Here is a 13,892-nt window from a genome sequence, read left to right as displayed (position 1 = left end):
GTACCCGTGATGCTCTCATTTGATGTGGTGGGTAAAGGCAGCAGCGTAGTGCCGGCACATATGGGCGCCACGGCCGCGAACGTTGGCGTTGTTTTTTGGTTTACTGTAATCGTTAATGTTGTGGTGGTCGCGCACTGTCCGGCTGTTGGCGTAAATGTATAAGTAGTAGTGGCATTATTATTCAATGCCGGTGACCATGTACCCGTGATACTCTCATTTGATGTGGTGGGCAAAGGGAGCAGCGTAGTGCCGGCACATATAGGCGCCACGGCATTAAAAGTAGGTGTGCTATTAGGGTTGACCGTGACTGCATATGTTGTTGTTGTAGCACATTGTCCTGCAGAAGGTGTAAACGTATAGATCCCACTGGTGGTATTGCTCACCGTCGCAGGGCTCCAGGTACCCGTAATATTATTGGATGATTTAACAGGCAAAGTAACTACAGAAGCGCCTGCACAAATGGTAGTGCCTGTACCGAAAGGAAAATCGGGTACTATATTCGGGTTTACAATAACGTTTAAGGTTGTTCCAACTACGCATCCCGGCGAGGTAGGAGTAAAATCATACTTGCCGGATTGAGTAGTATCAATCTTAGCTGGCGTCCATATTCCCGTAATGCCATTGGTAGATGTACCTGGTAATGCCGGTGCAGTGCCGCTCCGGCAGATCGTAAGGGATGTTCCAAACGAAAAAGTGGCTACCACGTTTGGTATTACAACAGTGGTAAGCTTAAACGGTATACCGCAGGTGCTGGGATCCGGAGTAAAAGTATAGGTGCCTGAAGTTTGATTATTCACAGTTGGTACATTCCAGGTGCCGCTCATGCCATTATCGTCTATTAAGGGCAACGGCGGTGGCGTACTGCCTGCACAAAAAGAAGGATAGGAACTGAATTTGGGTTTAGTTATCGGGTTTGATAATCGTTGCCCCGTTAATACAGTCGATATACTGCCGTTTAAATCAAATGAAAAATTTTCATAAATACCTGCATCCAACCCGGTGATGGTTAATTCCCCTGATGCGGTTGAAGTAATGGCCACCGGGCCTGTTGGTACGAGATCATCATTATATGTTACCTGGTAAGTGGTGTTGGGCTGCAGACCGCTGAACGAAAATAACCCGTCAGAACCATTACAGAGTGAAGGGTTACTACTGCTTTTGAAAACAGGTTTGGCGGCAGGTTGCGCCAGGGTATAATTACACCAATGAAGAATAATTAATAAAATAATTAAGGGTACGGGTGTACGTTTCATTTTTCAGGATATTAGATTATCAGGTTACGGATTTTTCTTATAGGTCACAAATCATAGATTTGTAAAAATGAAGAGTTCCTGGAAACTGTTTTATAGTATTACTTGGATATAGATAATTTGTTATCCAAGGTTGTAAAGCCGGGGAGTTCGGAAGAGGGAGTAAAAAAACGAAAGGCTGTCGCCAAAATTAATTTGGTGGCAGCCTTTTTTCAACCACAACCGCTACTTAGCGATTGAATAACTGAACTGTTTTGATGAGTTCAACTACATTCGAAACATCTAATTTCAGCATAATATTAGCCTTATGCGTGCTAATGGTTGAAATATGCAGAGAAAGGATGTCGGCAATTTCTGAAACATTTTTTCCTTCCACCAGGTGATTCATGACCTCAAGCTCCCTGCTGGTAAGGCGATCAAAAGGAGTGCCTGCCTGTTTGTCTGCATCCTCCCAGGTTAGTATATGCTTCATATCAGACCCAAGATATTTTCTATTGCTCAGAATGGCCGCAATGCCAAGCCTGACCTCAGATGGTTCAGCCTCCTTATTGATAAATCCCTTCACGCCCATGGCCAGGTATTTTTTTGCATAAATGGCCACATTGCTCATCGTGAAGATCATCACTTTTTGATCGGGTCTATGGGCAAATATGTTTTTCAGGAGCCGGATTGGATCCGTTGCAGGCATCGTTATATCCAGAATGACCAGGTCGTATGCTGTTCGCTGTACTTTTTCCCATACACAACTGCCGTTACTGCATTCATCTATTTCCGCGTTTGAGAACTCATCTTTAATAATAAGGCCAAGTCCGGACCTTACTACATGATGATCATCCGCCAATAAAAATTTTTTCATAGATTATCCCTTATTTTCAAAAGTTATGGTTATTATATTTCCCCGGTCATTACCCGGAACTATGTCAAGTGTACCATGTAACCTGGCCAGGATCTCAATAATGATCTTGTACCCCCACCCCATCCCGTGTTGAGAAGGGTTATAACTTTTATCAAGGATCCGTGCTACCAGTTCCTTGTCCATGCTATCGCCGCCATCGGTAATAATGATCCTGGTGGTGAATTCATCCGTGACGGCTTCAATGGTTATAACTCCTTCGAAAGTATATTTATTGGCATTGTCGGCCAGGTTTCTCAGCACCAGGTTTAACAAACTGGCATCTGTATTAAGCGTAATAGGTGACGGCACCAGGTTTTTAAAAGTATTTTTTTGAATATGGGCGCCCACTTCACATAAAGAGATAATTTCATTGACCATTTCCCGCAACACTATTTTTTGCCGATGAATGACAAATCCCTCTTTTTGCATATTGGTAAATACAAAAAAGCCCTGGGTAAAATCGTATATTTCATTGGTTGCTTTATCGAATTGAAGCAAGATCTGCGACAGTTCCTCATCTGATGATGTTTTATGCTTACTGTACATACGCCGGGCTAACATATGCAGGAACCGTAACGGCGACCTTAGATCATGCAAAATGGCTGAGATCATTAATTCTTTTACCCGGTTGCTTTCAGACAATTGCATTGTTCTTTCATTCACTTTCTGCTGCAGCAATTCCGCTCTTTTTACCTGGTAGTTATACCGCAGCCGGAAAAACAACAAAAATGTGCCTATTGCCAACCCGCCCAACAGGCATTTGAACCACACTTGTTCATACCAGTAAGGAAGTATGGTTAAATGGAACGTACTATAGGTATAGTGTGCATACGGGTTCTGGCTTCTGACAGTCAGTATATAGTTGCCGCTGTTCAGGTTTGTTAATATGAGTTTACCGTCATCAGGCAAGGGGTACCAGTTATCGTTCAACCCCTTTATAGTATATTCAAGGTGCAGGTTGAACCTGTTGCCGAAATAAGGAGTCGAAATTTCAAAGATCAATTGATTGGAATCCCTTGTTAACTCCAGTTTGTTTTTCACCAGCACCCTCTTCTCATTTGCCCGTAAAAACTCTACAAATATTGGTTTATCGGGCAAACTGAAGTGTACGCTATCAGGGTTAAAACGTACCAGCCCATCCAGCGAGGGTAATGAAAAAAAATTATCGCTTGTTACAATACCACAGGGTGTACACCGGCCATTAAATTCATTGGTACTGAATCCATACGATTTATCAACATAGTAATAATAAACGCCCTGCTGTAGGCCGGCGGCATAATTATCCAATTCTTTTTTCCCAACCCTGACCAACCCTTTATTAGAGGATATCCAGAAATAACCCTGCCGGTCTTCCATGAAACAATGAGCGGTAACAAGGCACTTGCGGGAGTCCATTGGCATTCTGATGAAATGATCTTTATAAAATTTATAGAAGCCCTGGCCATAGGTGCCTATCCAGATGCTGCTATCCTTCGCTACATGGATGATCTCTATATTCATTTTTTCAAGACCGCCAACCGGGCGTAACAAATGTTTTGACAGATCACAGACAAATAAACCAGCCGAGGTTCCAATCCATAAAATATTTCTACTCACTTCCTTCAGCGTTTGGATCTCTACATGCACAAAGTCGCTATCATTCAGTAAAATAGTATCTGTTGTTCCATGCCGCCTGAATACCTGGTGCTTATTGCTGTAGATAATATCTTTATTTTTCGTTTCAACAATACCGGTAAGATAAGATCCCAGTGGTTTCAGGGTCTCAAAAGAGGTAAGATGAATATCGGTTCTTTTTAAGGAATCAAATTCCGATAGCCAGATGGATCCATCAGAGGCCTGCATCCATGCCTGTTTGCCGAAATTATGTGTATCCGGAAAAAGGATATGATCATTATTGGAATAATTGAGAATGCCGGTTGGGGTAAATATGCGGGAGCCAGGTAATTCAATCTGCATAGATTGGCTATTGGCAATAAACCTGGTATCGTTAAAAAAAAGCCGTTCAAATTCATGCAGCTTCAACACATACAACCCATTTGTAAGCGTACCTATGTAAAGCGCCTGGTAGCCTTCGTCATAGATCATGCATTTGATATCTTTTACAGGAATACCTGCCGCCAGTATTTTATAGTCCAATACATTGTTGACCAGCTGAAGCAACAGGATCGTATCCTTACACAGCATTAAGGTGTGCCTGCCATCTCTTCTTATTTTTAATGACGCCTGTACCGGATCGGCCAGCGCTTCTGCGGTCTTAATAAAAAATGGACGCAGGTTGGCGGCGCACCTGATACTTTTTTGCAATACCCCGTTTTTGTACGCAAATACCCGGTATTGATCATCTATAAAAAAATAAATATCGCCTGTTATAAACTGAAGCTTCAGTTTATGGCCGGTAATTTCGCGCAGTTCCTTAATGCTGCGCGTGGTTTCGTCGAAGAAGTAACAAAGGCCGGCGTCATAAAAGTAGGCCTGCCGTTCATTCACCGTAATGGGTGCATAGCTGGTAACCAACTTATCGAACAATTGTTTATAGGCAACGCCATAGGTGTTGTAAATACTATTATAAAAGAACAAGTGGTTATTAGAGGTAACGAACTGGCGATGGGTTGTGGCCGAACGAACCGGGTCCTTCACCATTTGATAATCATCTGTGATCGTTAAAATATGAGCGGTGTCAAAAACCGGTTTAAAAAATAGCCGATCTGTACCCGGCTCTCTCTGTGGCAGCGAATATTCATTCCACAATAAAGCCGCACTATTCTCTGGGTTATATTCCCTGAAATTTTTACCATCAAACCGCACGATGCCCCATTTGGTGGCAAGCCAAAGAAACCCGTTTTTGTCAAAGGCCATGCTATTGATGCTGTTCTGCGAAAGGGCATTATCGCTGTTGTAATTGGTAATACTATAGCCGTTGGTGAGAGTCTGCTCTTTTGAAAGCAGCCCTCGCAACAAGCAATAGAAAATTAATAACAGTGGCCTTAACGGGTGGCTGCTCATGGTGTTACTCAGGTCAATAAATGTTCTAACAACAGTTCAATATTATAATTTTTTACTTATTTATACAAATATCGAATTATTGCCATCCAATAAATACTAAGACATAGCTTTTAAGAACGATCCATTTTTACATTGCTATGTTCCGTTCCTAACAAAATCCATTACCAATGAAATTCATTGTACAAAAAAGCGGTGTCAAATGCATCCTGTTTACAGGCATTCTGATGCCGCTTATTATAACATGTACTATTGTACAGGCACAAAGTCCACAATCTCTGAAGTCGATCCTGATTAACCTGGGGGAATCTTCCTGCGGCAATGGCACACCGGAGCAACATCTATTTACTAATGTGTTCAGCAACAACCCGGCTTTACTGCAGGCCTGTGATCCAGGATTGCCTTTGTATTGGGCATCCCTTGCCTACAATCCCAAATACAGGAAAGTTTTCTTTGCCGATTACAACGCTGCTGATTCTACCCTCTTTTATATGCTGGATTACAATTTTTCAGGAGCGATTAGTTGTCCTGCATCCGTTTCTCCCCTATTCAGTTACAAAAACGGCATAAGTTATTTTTGTTTTGATGAAGACGGCAACAACCTTAGCCTGTCCAACTATAACGGTGCTGCAGCGCAGGGTACTGTAAAAAGGATCGATTTTTTGACCGGCATGGATATTCCGGGAACGGATAAGCTGATAAACTTTCCTCCCGGCAATAAAATTAAAAGAAGCAAACAACAACCTGATCATGTTCCCTAATCCATTTACTGATTACATTTCACTGAAAGTAAATTCCATCCAAAAAGCGAAACTACGGATAACCATTTATGATGATTCAGGAAGGGCATTAAAGAAACAACTGAATGATTTGCACCCTGGTGATAATATTATTATTGTAAGCGGACTGCAATTCCTTGCAAAAGGAACCTATATTTTAAAGACCGAAAGCGATGTACAAACCTTACAGTACAAACTCATTAAATAAGCGTAAATAAAAAATTATTTATATCCAACTATTACTAAAACAGAGCTTCAACTAATAACCCACTTTTGCGGACAAATCAATATGTGTACTTTATGAAAATGAAGAATTGTACTTTAATGTTTTTATGTTCGACCCTTTTTCTGTTCAGTTGCTCCAAAGACGGTTCAAATGGAAAAGACGGCGCCAACGGTGCAAATGGTACCAATGGTACAAACGGCACCAATGGTAAAACGGCTTTAACCAGAACTACAAAAGAGCCGGCAGGCGCCAATTGTACCTATGGGGGCACAAAATTCGAAACAGGGATAGATGCCAACAATAACGGAACCCTGGAAGACAACGAGGTTACAACTACTCAAACAAAATATGTATGTAGCGGGGCCGGTGCTATTTATTCTTCCTGGATCGATGTGAACGTGTCGGATACGATGGCGAAATTGAGCGAAGAGAATAATTTTAATTTTAAGCAGTTACTACCTGCAACAGCATTAACTGCTGATATTGCGAACAAAGGAACTGTTCTGATGTATTATAAAGGTAAGAACGGTGTAATTTCTAGCTTAACTAATTGGGGTGATGTAAAAGATGTCGATTCCAGCGGATATACTATGTGGATTACAACGGGATTTGTATTCAAAGAAAAATACCTTTCCTTTTTAGTAAATGGTTATATGGATGGGGTCAATAATAACGGATCGGCCATCCGGTATGTGCTGATCCCTGGTATGGTTCAGGGCCGTAGCATTACTGACCTGAAGAAATTGCCTTACAGCGAAATGGCCAAATTATACAACATCGCCGATTAGGAAAAGAACGGCTCAACGGGTAACAAAGCCGCTATAACAAAACCGCCCGTCTTCTCTAATGCTTAGACGGGCGGTTTTATTTATAAAATGAAGTGGTTCATTGTATTGCCGGGAAGAATACATTGTTTAACAACTCATCTGAGAGGGAACCTGACTCATCGTAGTTCCCTGCTGTTAAAACGATTTCCACACCCAGTGAAGGTATCATGCATATTCTTTGACCTCCATTTCCATCCGCCATTATTACATCCCTGTATTCGCCCGCAATCATAGGTTTCGTACACCAAAATTGAAATCCATAACCTTCGTTTGATCCATCGGTGTTGATTTGCCAATGAAGGGATTGTTTTACCCAGGACCCGGAAAATATTTTCTTCTTATCATACATTCCCCCGTTAAGATATAAAGAACCAATCTTTGCCATATCAATTGGCCTCATCCGCAAACCCGACGGGGCCCATACTGTTGCAGTATCTGTTGGGGTTAAAGGTTTTCTCACAAACCAATCGTAATTGTCAATTTTAAGCGGGTTAAACAGAAAAGCCCTGGCAAATCTGTCAATTCGTGTTCCCGTGGCATTTTTTACTATCTCAGCGAGCAGTTGTGTGCAACCACCGCTATAGTTCCATAAAGTACCCGGGGAGTGAACCATGGGTCTACTAAGAATAAAACCAATTATATCCGGCTTAATTGACATATTGATTTCACTATTCAAGGTATCAATGTAGGGTGTGGTCTCGTCCCATTCAAAGCCTGCGCTCATTGTCAATAAATCCTTAATTGTTATTTTGGCCCTGTCACCAATTGCATAGGTAGAATAACCGGGGAAATAGTCAAAGATCTTATCGTCAAGACTATGGATCTTTCCTTGTTCCAGTGCAATACCTACACAAGCTGAAACTATACTTTTGGTCAGGCTCCTGCAGTCGTGCAGCGTTTCTCTGTTGTGATCCATAACGCCAGCCGGGTTGGGAAATACGGCATCTTCTCCCTGAAAATATTTCTCATAGATCAATTTATCGTTTCTCAGAATAAGTATGCTGTGAATGTTATAACTACCGCTGGTAATTTCATTTTCAAGCCTGATAATGTCTTGTTTGCTAATTCCGGCTTCTTCGAATGAACCCCATTCAAAACCATCCTGCTTTGTTGACGGCACTTTATCGCTCTTTGAACAGGCTGTCAGCAACACAGCCAATACACACATCGTTTGCAATCCGCTGATCCTTAGAAAGACTTTCATGTTGTAGTTCGTTTTATGTTACATGTTTATTGAACAAAATAACGAACACCCTGTCTCAATAAATTGTATGAAACAGACACCGCTTAAAAGCAGCTCACCTGGTCTTATACAACATTTTAGCTATACTATTGGGTCTTTTTAGAAAGTCAGAAGGTTTATTGCCTGCGTATCTATAAAATTCTCTTATGAAGTGTGATTGGTCATAAAATCCGCTATCGTAAGCAAGATCTGTCAGGTTTTCGTAGTCGGCAAATAACTTCTCTACAGATCTTCTGAATCTTATTATTTTTATGAATTGAGCAGGCGTAAAACCAACGTATTTGAGAAATACCCGCTCCGCTTTTTTATCATTCCAACCATACTCTTTCGAAAGCATTTTGGTGGTCATAAGTCCCGCATTTTCGATTGAAGTGAGCTTACCCAGGTATTCCTGTAAATGCCGCCAGTCGTTATTGGGCTCTATAATATTTCTTTCAAGCCATGATTCTATTGTCTGGATCGCATCGTCTTTATTTTGGGCTTCAAAAAGAGATGCTGTTATGTGGGCGATTTCAGTTCCAAATATTTTATTTAGCAATGTGATCCTGTTGGAGCATGAACTGGCATGAACGCCCATAAAAACAGGTAAGCATCCATATCTTAACCGAACTCCAAGGCTACTGTACTGATTGAGGCAGGTAATATATTTCACGCGGTTTCTTTGACCCAATAAAAATGAGGAGGAAATTCTTTCTGCTTCATTTCTCCTGTTTGACCCATGCCATATTAATTCTGATTTAGTAAAGATCAATTCGGTTCGTCCTCCAGGCACCAGGGATTCAACAATTGAATTTGTTTCATCATTTTTGCCGTTTAAGATCCAAATGCATTCAACGTATCTACATAACGCAGCCTTAGGTTTGTATTCATGATAATTTTCCATTCCTGTCATTTCAATATGACAATTAAATCCGGGTGTACCCCCACATCAATGTCCTTTTATCAAAAGCTCTTAGTTGGCGGCATTGGTGAGAAAGTTTATTTTCTCCAGTATATAGCGGTAATATTTTTTGATTGATAAAACGCGGGCAAGCAGATAACTGTTTGAAGTGGAGAGATTTCCCCTGTTCTCATTGACGCCAAAAATGATTGATTGGTGATTGTTTTCCTGCACAAAATAAATATGGTCCATCGAGGTTTTGCCCTGTTCGTAATACCGGCAGAATGACTGATGCTTCGATAAAAATTTTTTACAGGTGGCACGCTCGTGTTGCCAGTATTCCAGGTTGCCGTCCGGGTCCAGTGGCTGAAACAAAGCTGATTTGTATAAGAGGGTAAAATAGTCGATCAGTGCAATAAACCGAGGCTTCAACACTTTGAAAAATGTGATCTCTTCCTGTTGATCGTCAAACACATAATTGTCCGCTTCCTGCTGAATACCGAACCAGGTCTTTGCAGTGAGGCCAAACCCCCACTCGATCCATTTTTTTTCATCGATTATGGTGGTTTCATAACCGGCCAATTGCTGAAGCATTCTTTTGTACAGCCGGCCACATTGTTGCTGCAAACATAGTTGGTTTGTCATACGATTCTCACTTATTCAATTAGTTAAAGGGTTTTCACATGCAATGAAAGGTAAGCAGATACAAACCTTTTTACTATTTTTCACAGGTTTCATTTATATTAAGACAATTGCAAAATGAGTTTGTACTATGTCGAATGAATAAATATTTTCTCCGTGTTGCACCATTGTAGGCTGGAAGCCTTTATTATATGACGATTGAACAAACCGATAGTACCGGTCTTTTCAAAAAAATCCAGACCGCGATACACTGGCAGAGAGCCATTATCCCATAATCATAATTTACCCCCAAATTTTACCAAATGCCCCCCATCATTTAATAAATATTAATTGAGATTTGTCCTGCCTATTAAATGTCAAAATAGGGAGAAGCTGCAAATCAATTAACCATCAAAAAGCCATTATGAAAAAATTAAGTTTATACATTGTTGTTATTATTTCTTTTATGGTGGGCTCATCTTGTAAGAAAGATACTTCAGCCAACAATTCAGTACCGGAGTCACCCACTCAAACCGGAGCAACAACTGAACTAAGCTGGGTAACCCTCCTTCCCACCACTTCATTTAGTTCTTACGGCACCTATTGGAACAACCTGTATCCATGGGGGTCAGATCATAACGGATCGGCCCGGATGAGAAGCGAGAACATTGCCACTTCCGGCGGAGTCCTGACTATGACTGCTTACCCGGGCACTGTTAGTGATAAACCAGCCATCCACTATTTTTCAGGCACCTGTTATGCAAAACAACAGGTTACCGTTAGCGCGTCATGGCCTAAATGGCGGGTTTCCGGAGAGTTCCAATGCCCGTCTGTTAAAGGTACCTGGCCAGCTTTCTGGTTAAACGGGGCTAATCAGTGGCCTCCGGAAAGCGACATTATGGAATTTAAAGGCAGTGCAACATGCTGGACAAACACCTACAAAAATGAAAATGGCCAGTGGTCAAGTGTGGGCACAACGATCTCAGGCCCGGCTAACTGGCATACTTACACCGCCTATTTAACAAGAATTGGTACTACTAGTAACGTGAGTATCGAATACTGGATCGATGGTTCTAAAGTATCAACACAAACTGGTCAAAACTTCGTTAATGAACCGCTTAACTTAATTATCGACCTTCAGATGGAAGGTTCATCAGGCACGCCCGGCCCATCTGGAAACACTGTTATGCGCGCCAGAAACGTTACCATTCAAAGAAGCGCTACATTATGATCTAATCAAATACCAGCTTCACTATCTTACAATTTAATAAAGGTTAAGCCAGGCCTTATACTAACAAGGGCCTGGCTTATTTTATAAACTAATCACTTAATTCTTTAAAACTTCGTTTTGTTTATTTGATCGAGAATTGGTTTTTCAATCGCCTGCAGCTGTGATTGTTCCGGCTTCAACAACTCCAAAACAATCATTTCATTCTCTCCCTTCTTCAACCACTCAACAGGAATATAAAGGGTTTGCTGCGGACCAATGCTCCAATATCTTCCCAGGTTATGTCCGTTCACCCACACAACACCTTTGCCCCAGTTGCTAAGATCGAGATAGGTATCACCAACAGCCTGCAGATTGAATGTTCCTTTCTTAAGCACAGGTACATCTGATGATGAGCTACTGTTTTTCAGGGGAACAGACTCAATTTCGTTAAAAGGAAGCGGAAACATTTGCCAACCATTTAATTCCTTTCCATTAAAGCTCACCGTTTCTGTAATTCCTTTTTTATTTTTCAGGAGATAAGGGCCATAATTGATCCTGCCAAGATTCTCTACCAAAATATCCAGTTGGCATTTTCCGTTGGGAAGCCGGAGCCATACGCTATCCTGTTTCAATCGCCTGTCTAAAACACCTACGCGTTTTCCATTGATGAAAACAATTCCATAATCACGCAGGTCTTTTATTTTCAAAGCGCCTTCACTGCCTCCATCGATCGTTGTGCGATACAGCACAAATCCATATGCCTGGTTTAAATCTTCAAAAGTCAACGGGGTGGCATTGGTCTTTGCGCCGGGCAATACATCAAACAAACTGGTTGTAGTAACAAAACTGATGACAGGAATGGTAATCGTTGGTTTTGCTGCAGGCACTTCCGGCAGGGTGTAACCAGCAGGCAAACTTTTTTGGATCACTTTCCGGAACTCCATAAACTTATGGGTAGGATTTCCTGCTTCATCCAAAGGCGCGTCATAATCATAACTGCTGATCTGCGGCTCATATGGGGTCTGATCGGTGTAATTAGCGCCATTCATAAAATCCCGGGTAGTACCGCCATGAAACATGTACATGTTGACAGACATTCCTGCGGATAAAACCGAATCCAGTCCCGGTGTATATTTCTCTGCCGGCACTTTATGGTGTTGTGTTCCCCACCAGTCGAACCAGGCAGGATACCACTCGGCAACAAAATACGGCCCCCTGCCTTCATTGTTTTGTTTGATCAACTCCTTTATCCGTGCCGGTTTATCCAGGCCGTTTATGGAAGTAAACAGCTTACCAGGCAGGTTTCCCTTTGCCAGGAAAGGTTCGGGGTCGCAGGTATACAACCATCCATCAAAGCCTGCTTCAATAAACAGCTTTCGATTAATGTCCAGATATTCTCTATCGCTCCCATAAGCGCCGTATTCATTTTCCACCTGCACCATCAAAATATTTCCACCATGATTCACCTGTAATGGAGCCAGCTGTTTTCCTACCTGCATGATGTAATTTTTATAGGCCTGCAGGTATTGCGGCTCCTTACTTCTTACTTCCAATCCTTTGATATTTTGAAGCCAGTATGGATAGCCGCCAAACTCCCACTCAGCACAAACGTAAGGACTGGGGCGAAGGATCACCCACAAACCTTCCTCCTGCGCTGTTTTTACAAAAGCAGCAATATCATTGTTGCCGGAGAAATCATATTTTCCTTTTTGTGGTTCATGCAAATTCCAGAACACATAAGTACCGATGGTATTCAATCCCATTGCCTTTGCCTTTCGCATCCGGTCGCGCCACGCTTCACGCGGTACCCGCGGATAATGCATTTCACCTGAGATGATCTGGAAGGGCTTTCCATCAAGTAAAAAAGCCGAATCTGCCAATTGAAAACTGTGCACAGGGGTGGTGTTTATAATTTGCCGGGCTGTCGATGGAAAAGGAGAATCGATAAACGGCATTCCGTCTCTGAATTCAATTGGCAGCCAAAAATAGCGGCTGTCTTTCAAATTTTCCGGATTCCATTTATCAGCGATAAAAATGAAAGACGATCGTTTCCCGGCAACAGGAAGTATAAAAGCAGGTTGACCGCCATAGGTTGAATCGGCCCCGATACCATGTAATGGATTTCCCATGGACACCCATTCTCCAAATAGAGAATCAGCTGCATGAATGCCTGCCTTATTCGGCGCCCATCCCGTACAGCCGCTGGTAATGAGATAATATTTTTTATTGTATTTGAAAATAGCAGGCGCTTCCCGGTGTTCGCTGAACAACAATTTATCTTTTGTGGTAGCAGCGGTATAGTCATCACTCAATTGTACAATTCGTAAATCGTAGTTTTCCCGTGAAGAATAAATTTGATAAGCTTTCCCGTCATCATCAACAAATAGGGTCATGTCCCTTGACATGTTATTATTGGGCCGGAAACTTTTTAAAAATTGATAAGGACCTGTCACCTTATCGCTAACAGCGACGCCAGCTCTTGCTGCCTTGTACCCCTGTCCGCTCAACTCCAGGTGAAACCACATAACATATTTCTTTGTCTTTGCATTGTAGATCACTTTGGGTCTTTCCATTAAGCAACCATTCGCAATATCACTCATAGTGTCCTGCAATGGTGACAAAGCAAGATTTTCATATTTCCAGTGGTTCAGATCTTTGGAAGAATATACATTAACCCCCTCAGAGGCACGCTTTCCTCTTTTCTCACCAAACCAGTACCACGTACCTTTCATATACAAAACTCCGCCTCCATGCGCATTAATCACTTCTCCGCTTTCATCACGCCAGACAGCGCCCGGATCATATGATGAATTAACGGATTGTATTTTTTTCTGGCCCGAACAACCTGTCAGCAGCATACCCGTTATTATCAAAACACAAAACGATCTTTCGTAGTAATTCATAACCTGAACTTAAATAAAAAAGTTTTAAAAGCCGGGAAAAAATTCCCGGCTAAACAAC

Annotated in this window: 10 protein-coding genes and 1 pseudogene; 4 read left to right on the top strand and 7 right to left on the bottom strand. The window is 41.9% G+C overall.

The genetic code is table 11. The annotated features are described in order from the left end of the window. From ACJ751_RS17830 to ACJ751_RS17820, 3 genes and pseudogenes are all read right to left on the bottom strand, one after another. A pseudogene (locus tag ACJ751_RS17830) lies at nucleotides 1–1,253 on the bottom strand (gliding motility-associated C-terminal domain-containing protein); the annotation flags it as partial. Nucleotides 1,254–1,479: 226 nt separating this feature from the next. After that, nucleotides 1,480–2,106 carry a response regulator gene (locus ACJ751_RS17825; protein WP_407746876.1) on the bottom strand — a complete coding sequence of 209 codons (627 nt, stop codon included), beginning with the start codon at nucleotides 2,104–2,106 and terminating at the stop codon, nucleotides 1,480–1,482. 3 nt (nucleotides 2,107–2,109) lie between these two features. After that, complete coding sequence (locus ACJ751_RS17820) at nucleotides 2,110–5,103, bottom strand: two-component regulator propeller domain-containing protein (protein WP_407746875.1); 2,994 nt, start codon at nucleotides 5,101–5,103, stop codon at nucleotides 2,110–2,112. Between the two features lie 212 nt (nucleotides 5,104–5,315). Here ACJ751_RS17820 and ACJ751_RS17815 point away from each other — a divergent pair, with 212 nt between their 5' ends. The 3 genes from ACJ751_RS17815 (at nucleotide 5,316) to ACJ751_RS17805 (ending at nucleotide 6,938) form a co-directional block, all read left to right on the top strand. Beyond that, nucleotides 5,316–5,906: a hypothetical protein gene (locus tag ACJ751_RS17815; RefSeq protein WP_407746874.1), complete on the top strand. Its 591-nt coding sequence runs from the start codon at nucleotides 5,316–5,318 to the stop codon at nucleotides 5,904–5,906. Continuing rightward, nucleotides 5,896–6,132 carry a T9SS type A sorting domain-containing protein gene (locus tag ACJ751_RS17810; protein WP_407746873.1) on the top strand — a complete coding sequence of 79 codons (237 nt, stop codon included), beginning with the start codon at nucleotides 5,896–5,898 and terminating at the stop codon, nucleotides 6,130–6,132. The genes ACJ751_RS17815 and ACJ751_RS17810 overlap by 11 nt, the downstream gene beginning before the upstream one ends. 116 nt (nucleotides 6,133–6,248) lie before the next feature. Next, nucleotides 6,249–6,938, top strand: a complete 690-nt coding sequence (locus ACJ751_RS17805; protein ID WP_407746872.1) for a hypothetical protein — start codon at nucleotides 6,249–6,251, stop codon at nucleotides 6,936–6,938. Between the two features lie 97 nt (nucleotides 6,939–7,035). Here ACJ751_RS17805 and ACJ751_RS17800 read toward each other — a convergent pair whose 3' ends face one another. The 3 genes from ACJ751_RS17800 to ACJ751_RS17790 all read right to left on the bottom strand — a co-directional run bounded on the left by ACJ751_RS17800 (nucleotide 7,036) and on the right by ACJ751_RS17790 (nucleotide 9,745). Continuing rightward, complete coding sequence (locus ACJ751_RS17800) at nucleotides 7,036–8,181, bottom strand: serine hydrolase domain-containing protein (RefSeq protein WP_407746871.1); 1,146 nt, start codon at nucleotides 8,179–8,181, stop codon at nucleotides 7,036–7,038. 94 nt (nucleotides 8,182–8,275) lie between these two features. Next, nucleotides 8,276–9,112: a helix-turn-helix domain-containing protein gene (locus tag ACJ751_RS17795; protein WP_407746870.1), complete on the bottom strand. Its 837-nt coding sequence runs from the start codon at nucleotides 9,110–9,112 to the stop codon at nucleotides 8,276–8,278. A gap of 60 nt (nucleotides 9,113–9,172) precedes the next feature. Next, entirely contained in the window at nucleotides 9,173–9,745 is a 573-nt protein-coding gene (locus tag ACJ751_RS17790; RefSeq protein ID WP_407746869.1) for an RteC domain-containing protein, read from the bottom strand. A 400-nt stretch (nucleotides 9,746–10,145) separates the two neighbouring features. Here ACJ751_RS17790 and ACJ751_RS17785 point away from each other — a divergent pair, with 400 nt between their 5' ends. Then, nucleotides 10,146–10,952, top strand: a complete 807-nt coding sequence (locus ACJ751_RS17785) for a family 16 glycosylhydrolase (RefSeq protein WP_407746868.1) — start codon at nucleotides 10,146–10,148, stop codon at nucleotides 10,950–10,952. A gap of 104 nt (nucleotides 10,953–11,056) precedes the next feature. On the opposite strand, the gene ACJ751_RS17780 is transcribed toward ACJ751_RS17785, so the two are convergent. Beyond that, nucleotides 11,057–13,834 carry a beta-galactosidase gene (locus ACJ751_RS17780; protein ID WP_407746867.1) on the bottom strand — a complete coding sequence of 926 codons (2,778 nt, stop codon included), beginning with the start codon at nucleotides 13,832–13,834 and terminating at the stop codon, nucleotides 11,057–11,059. Between the last annotated feature and the right edge of the window lie 58 nt (nucleotides 13,835–13,892).

Source organism: Niastella sp. (genome assembly GCF_045805085.1).
Classification (GTDB): Bacteria; Bacteroidota; Bacteroidia; order Chitinophagales; family Chitinophagaceae; genus Niastella.
This window is presented reverse-complemented; position numbering and strand designations above follow the sequence as displayed.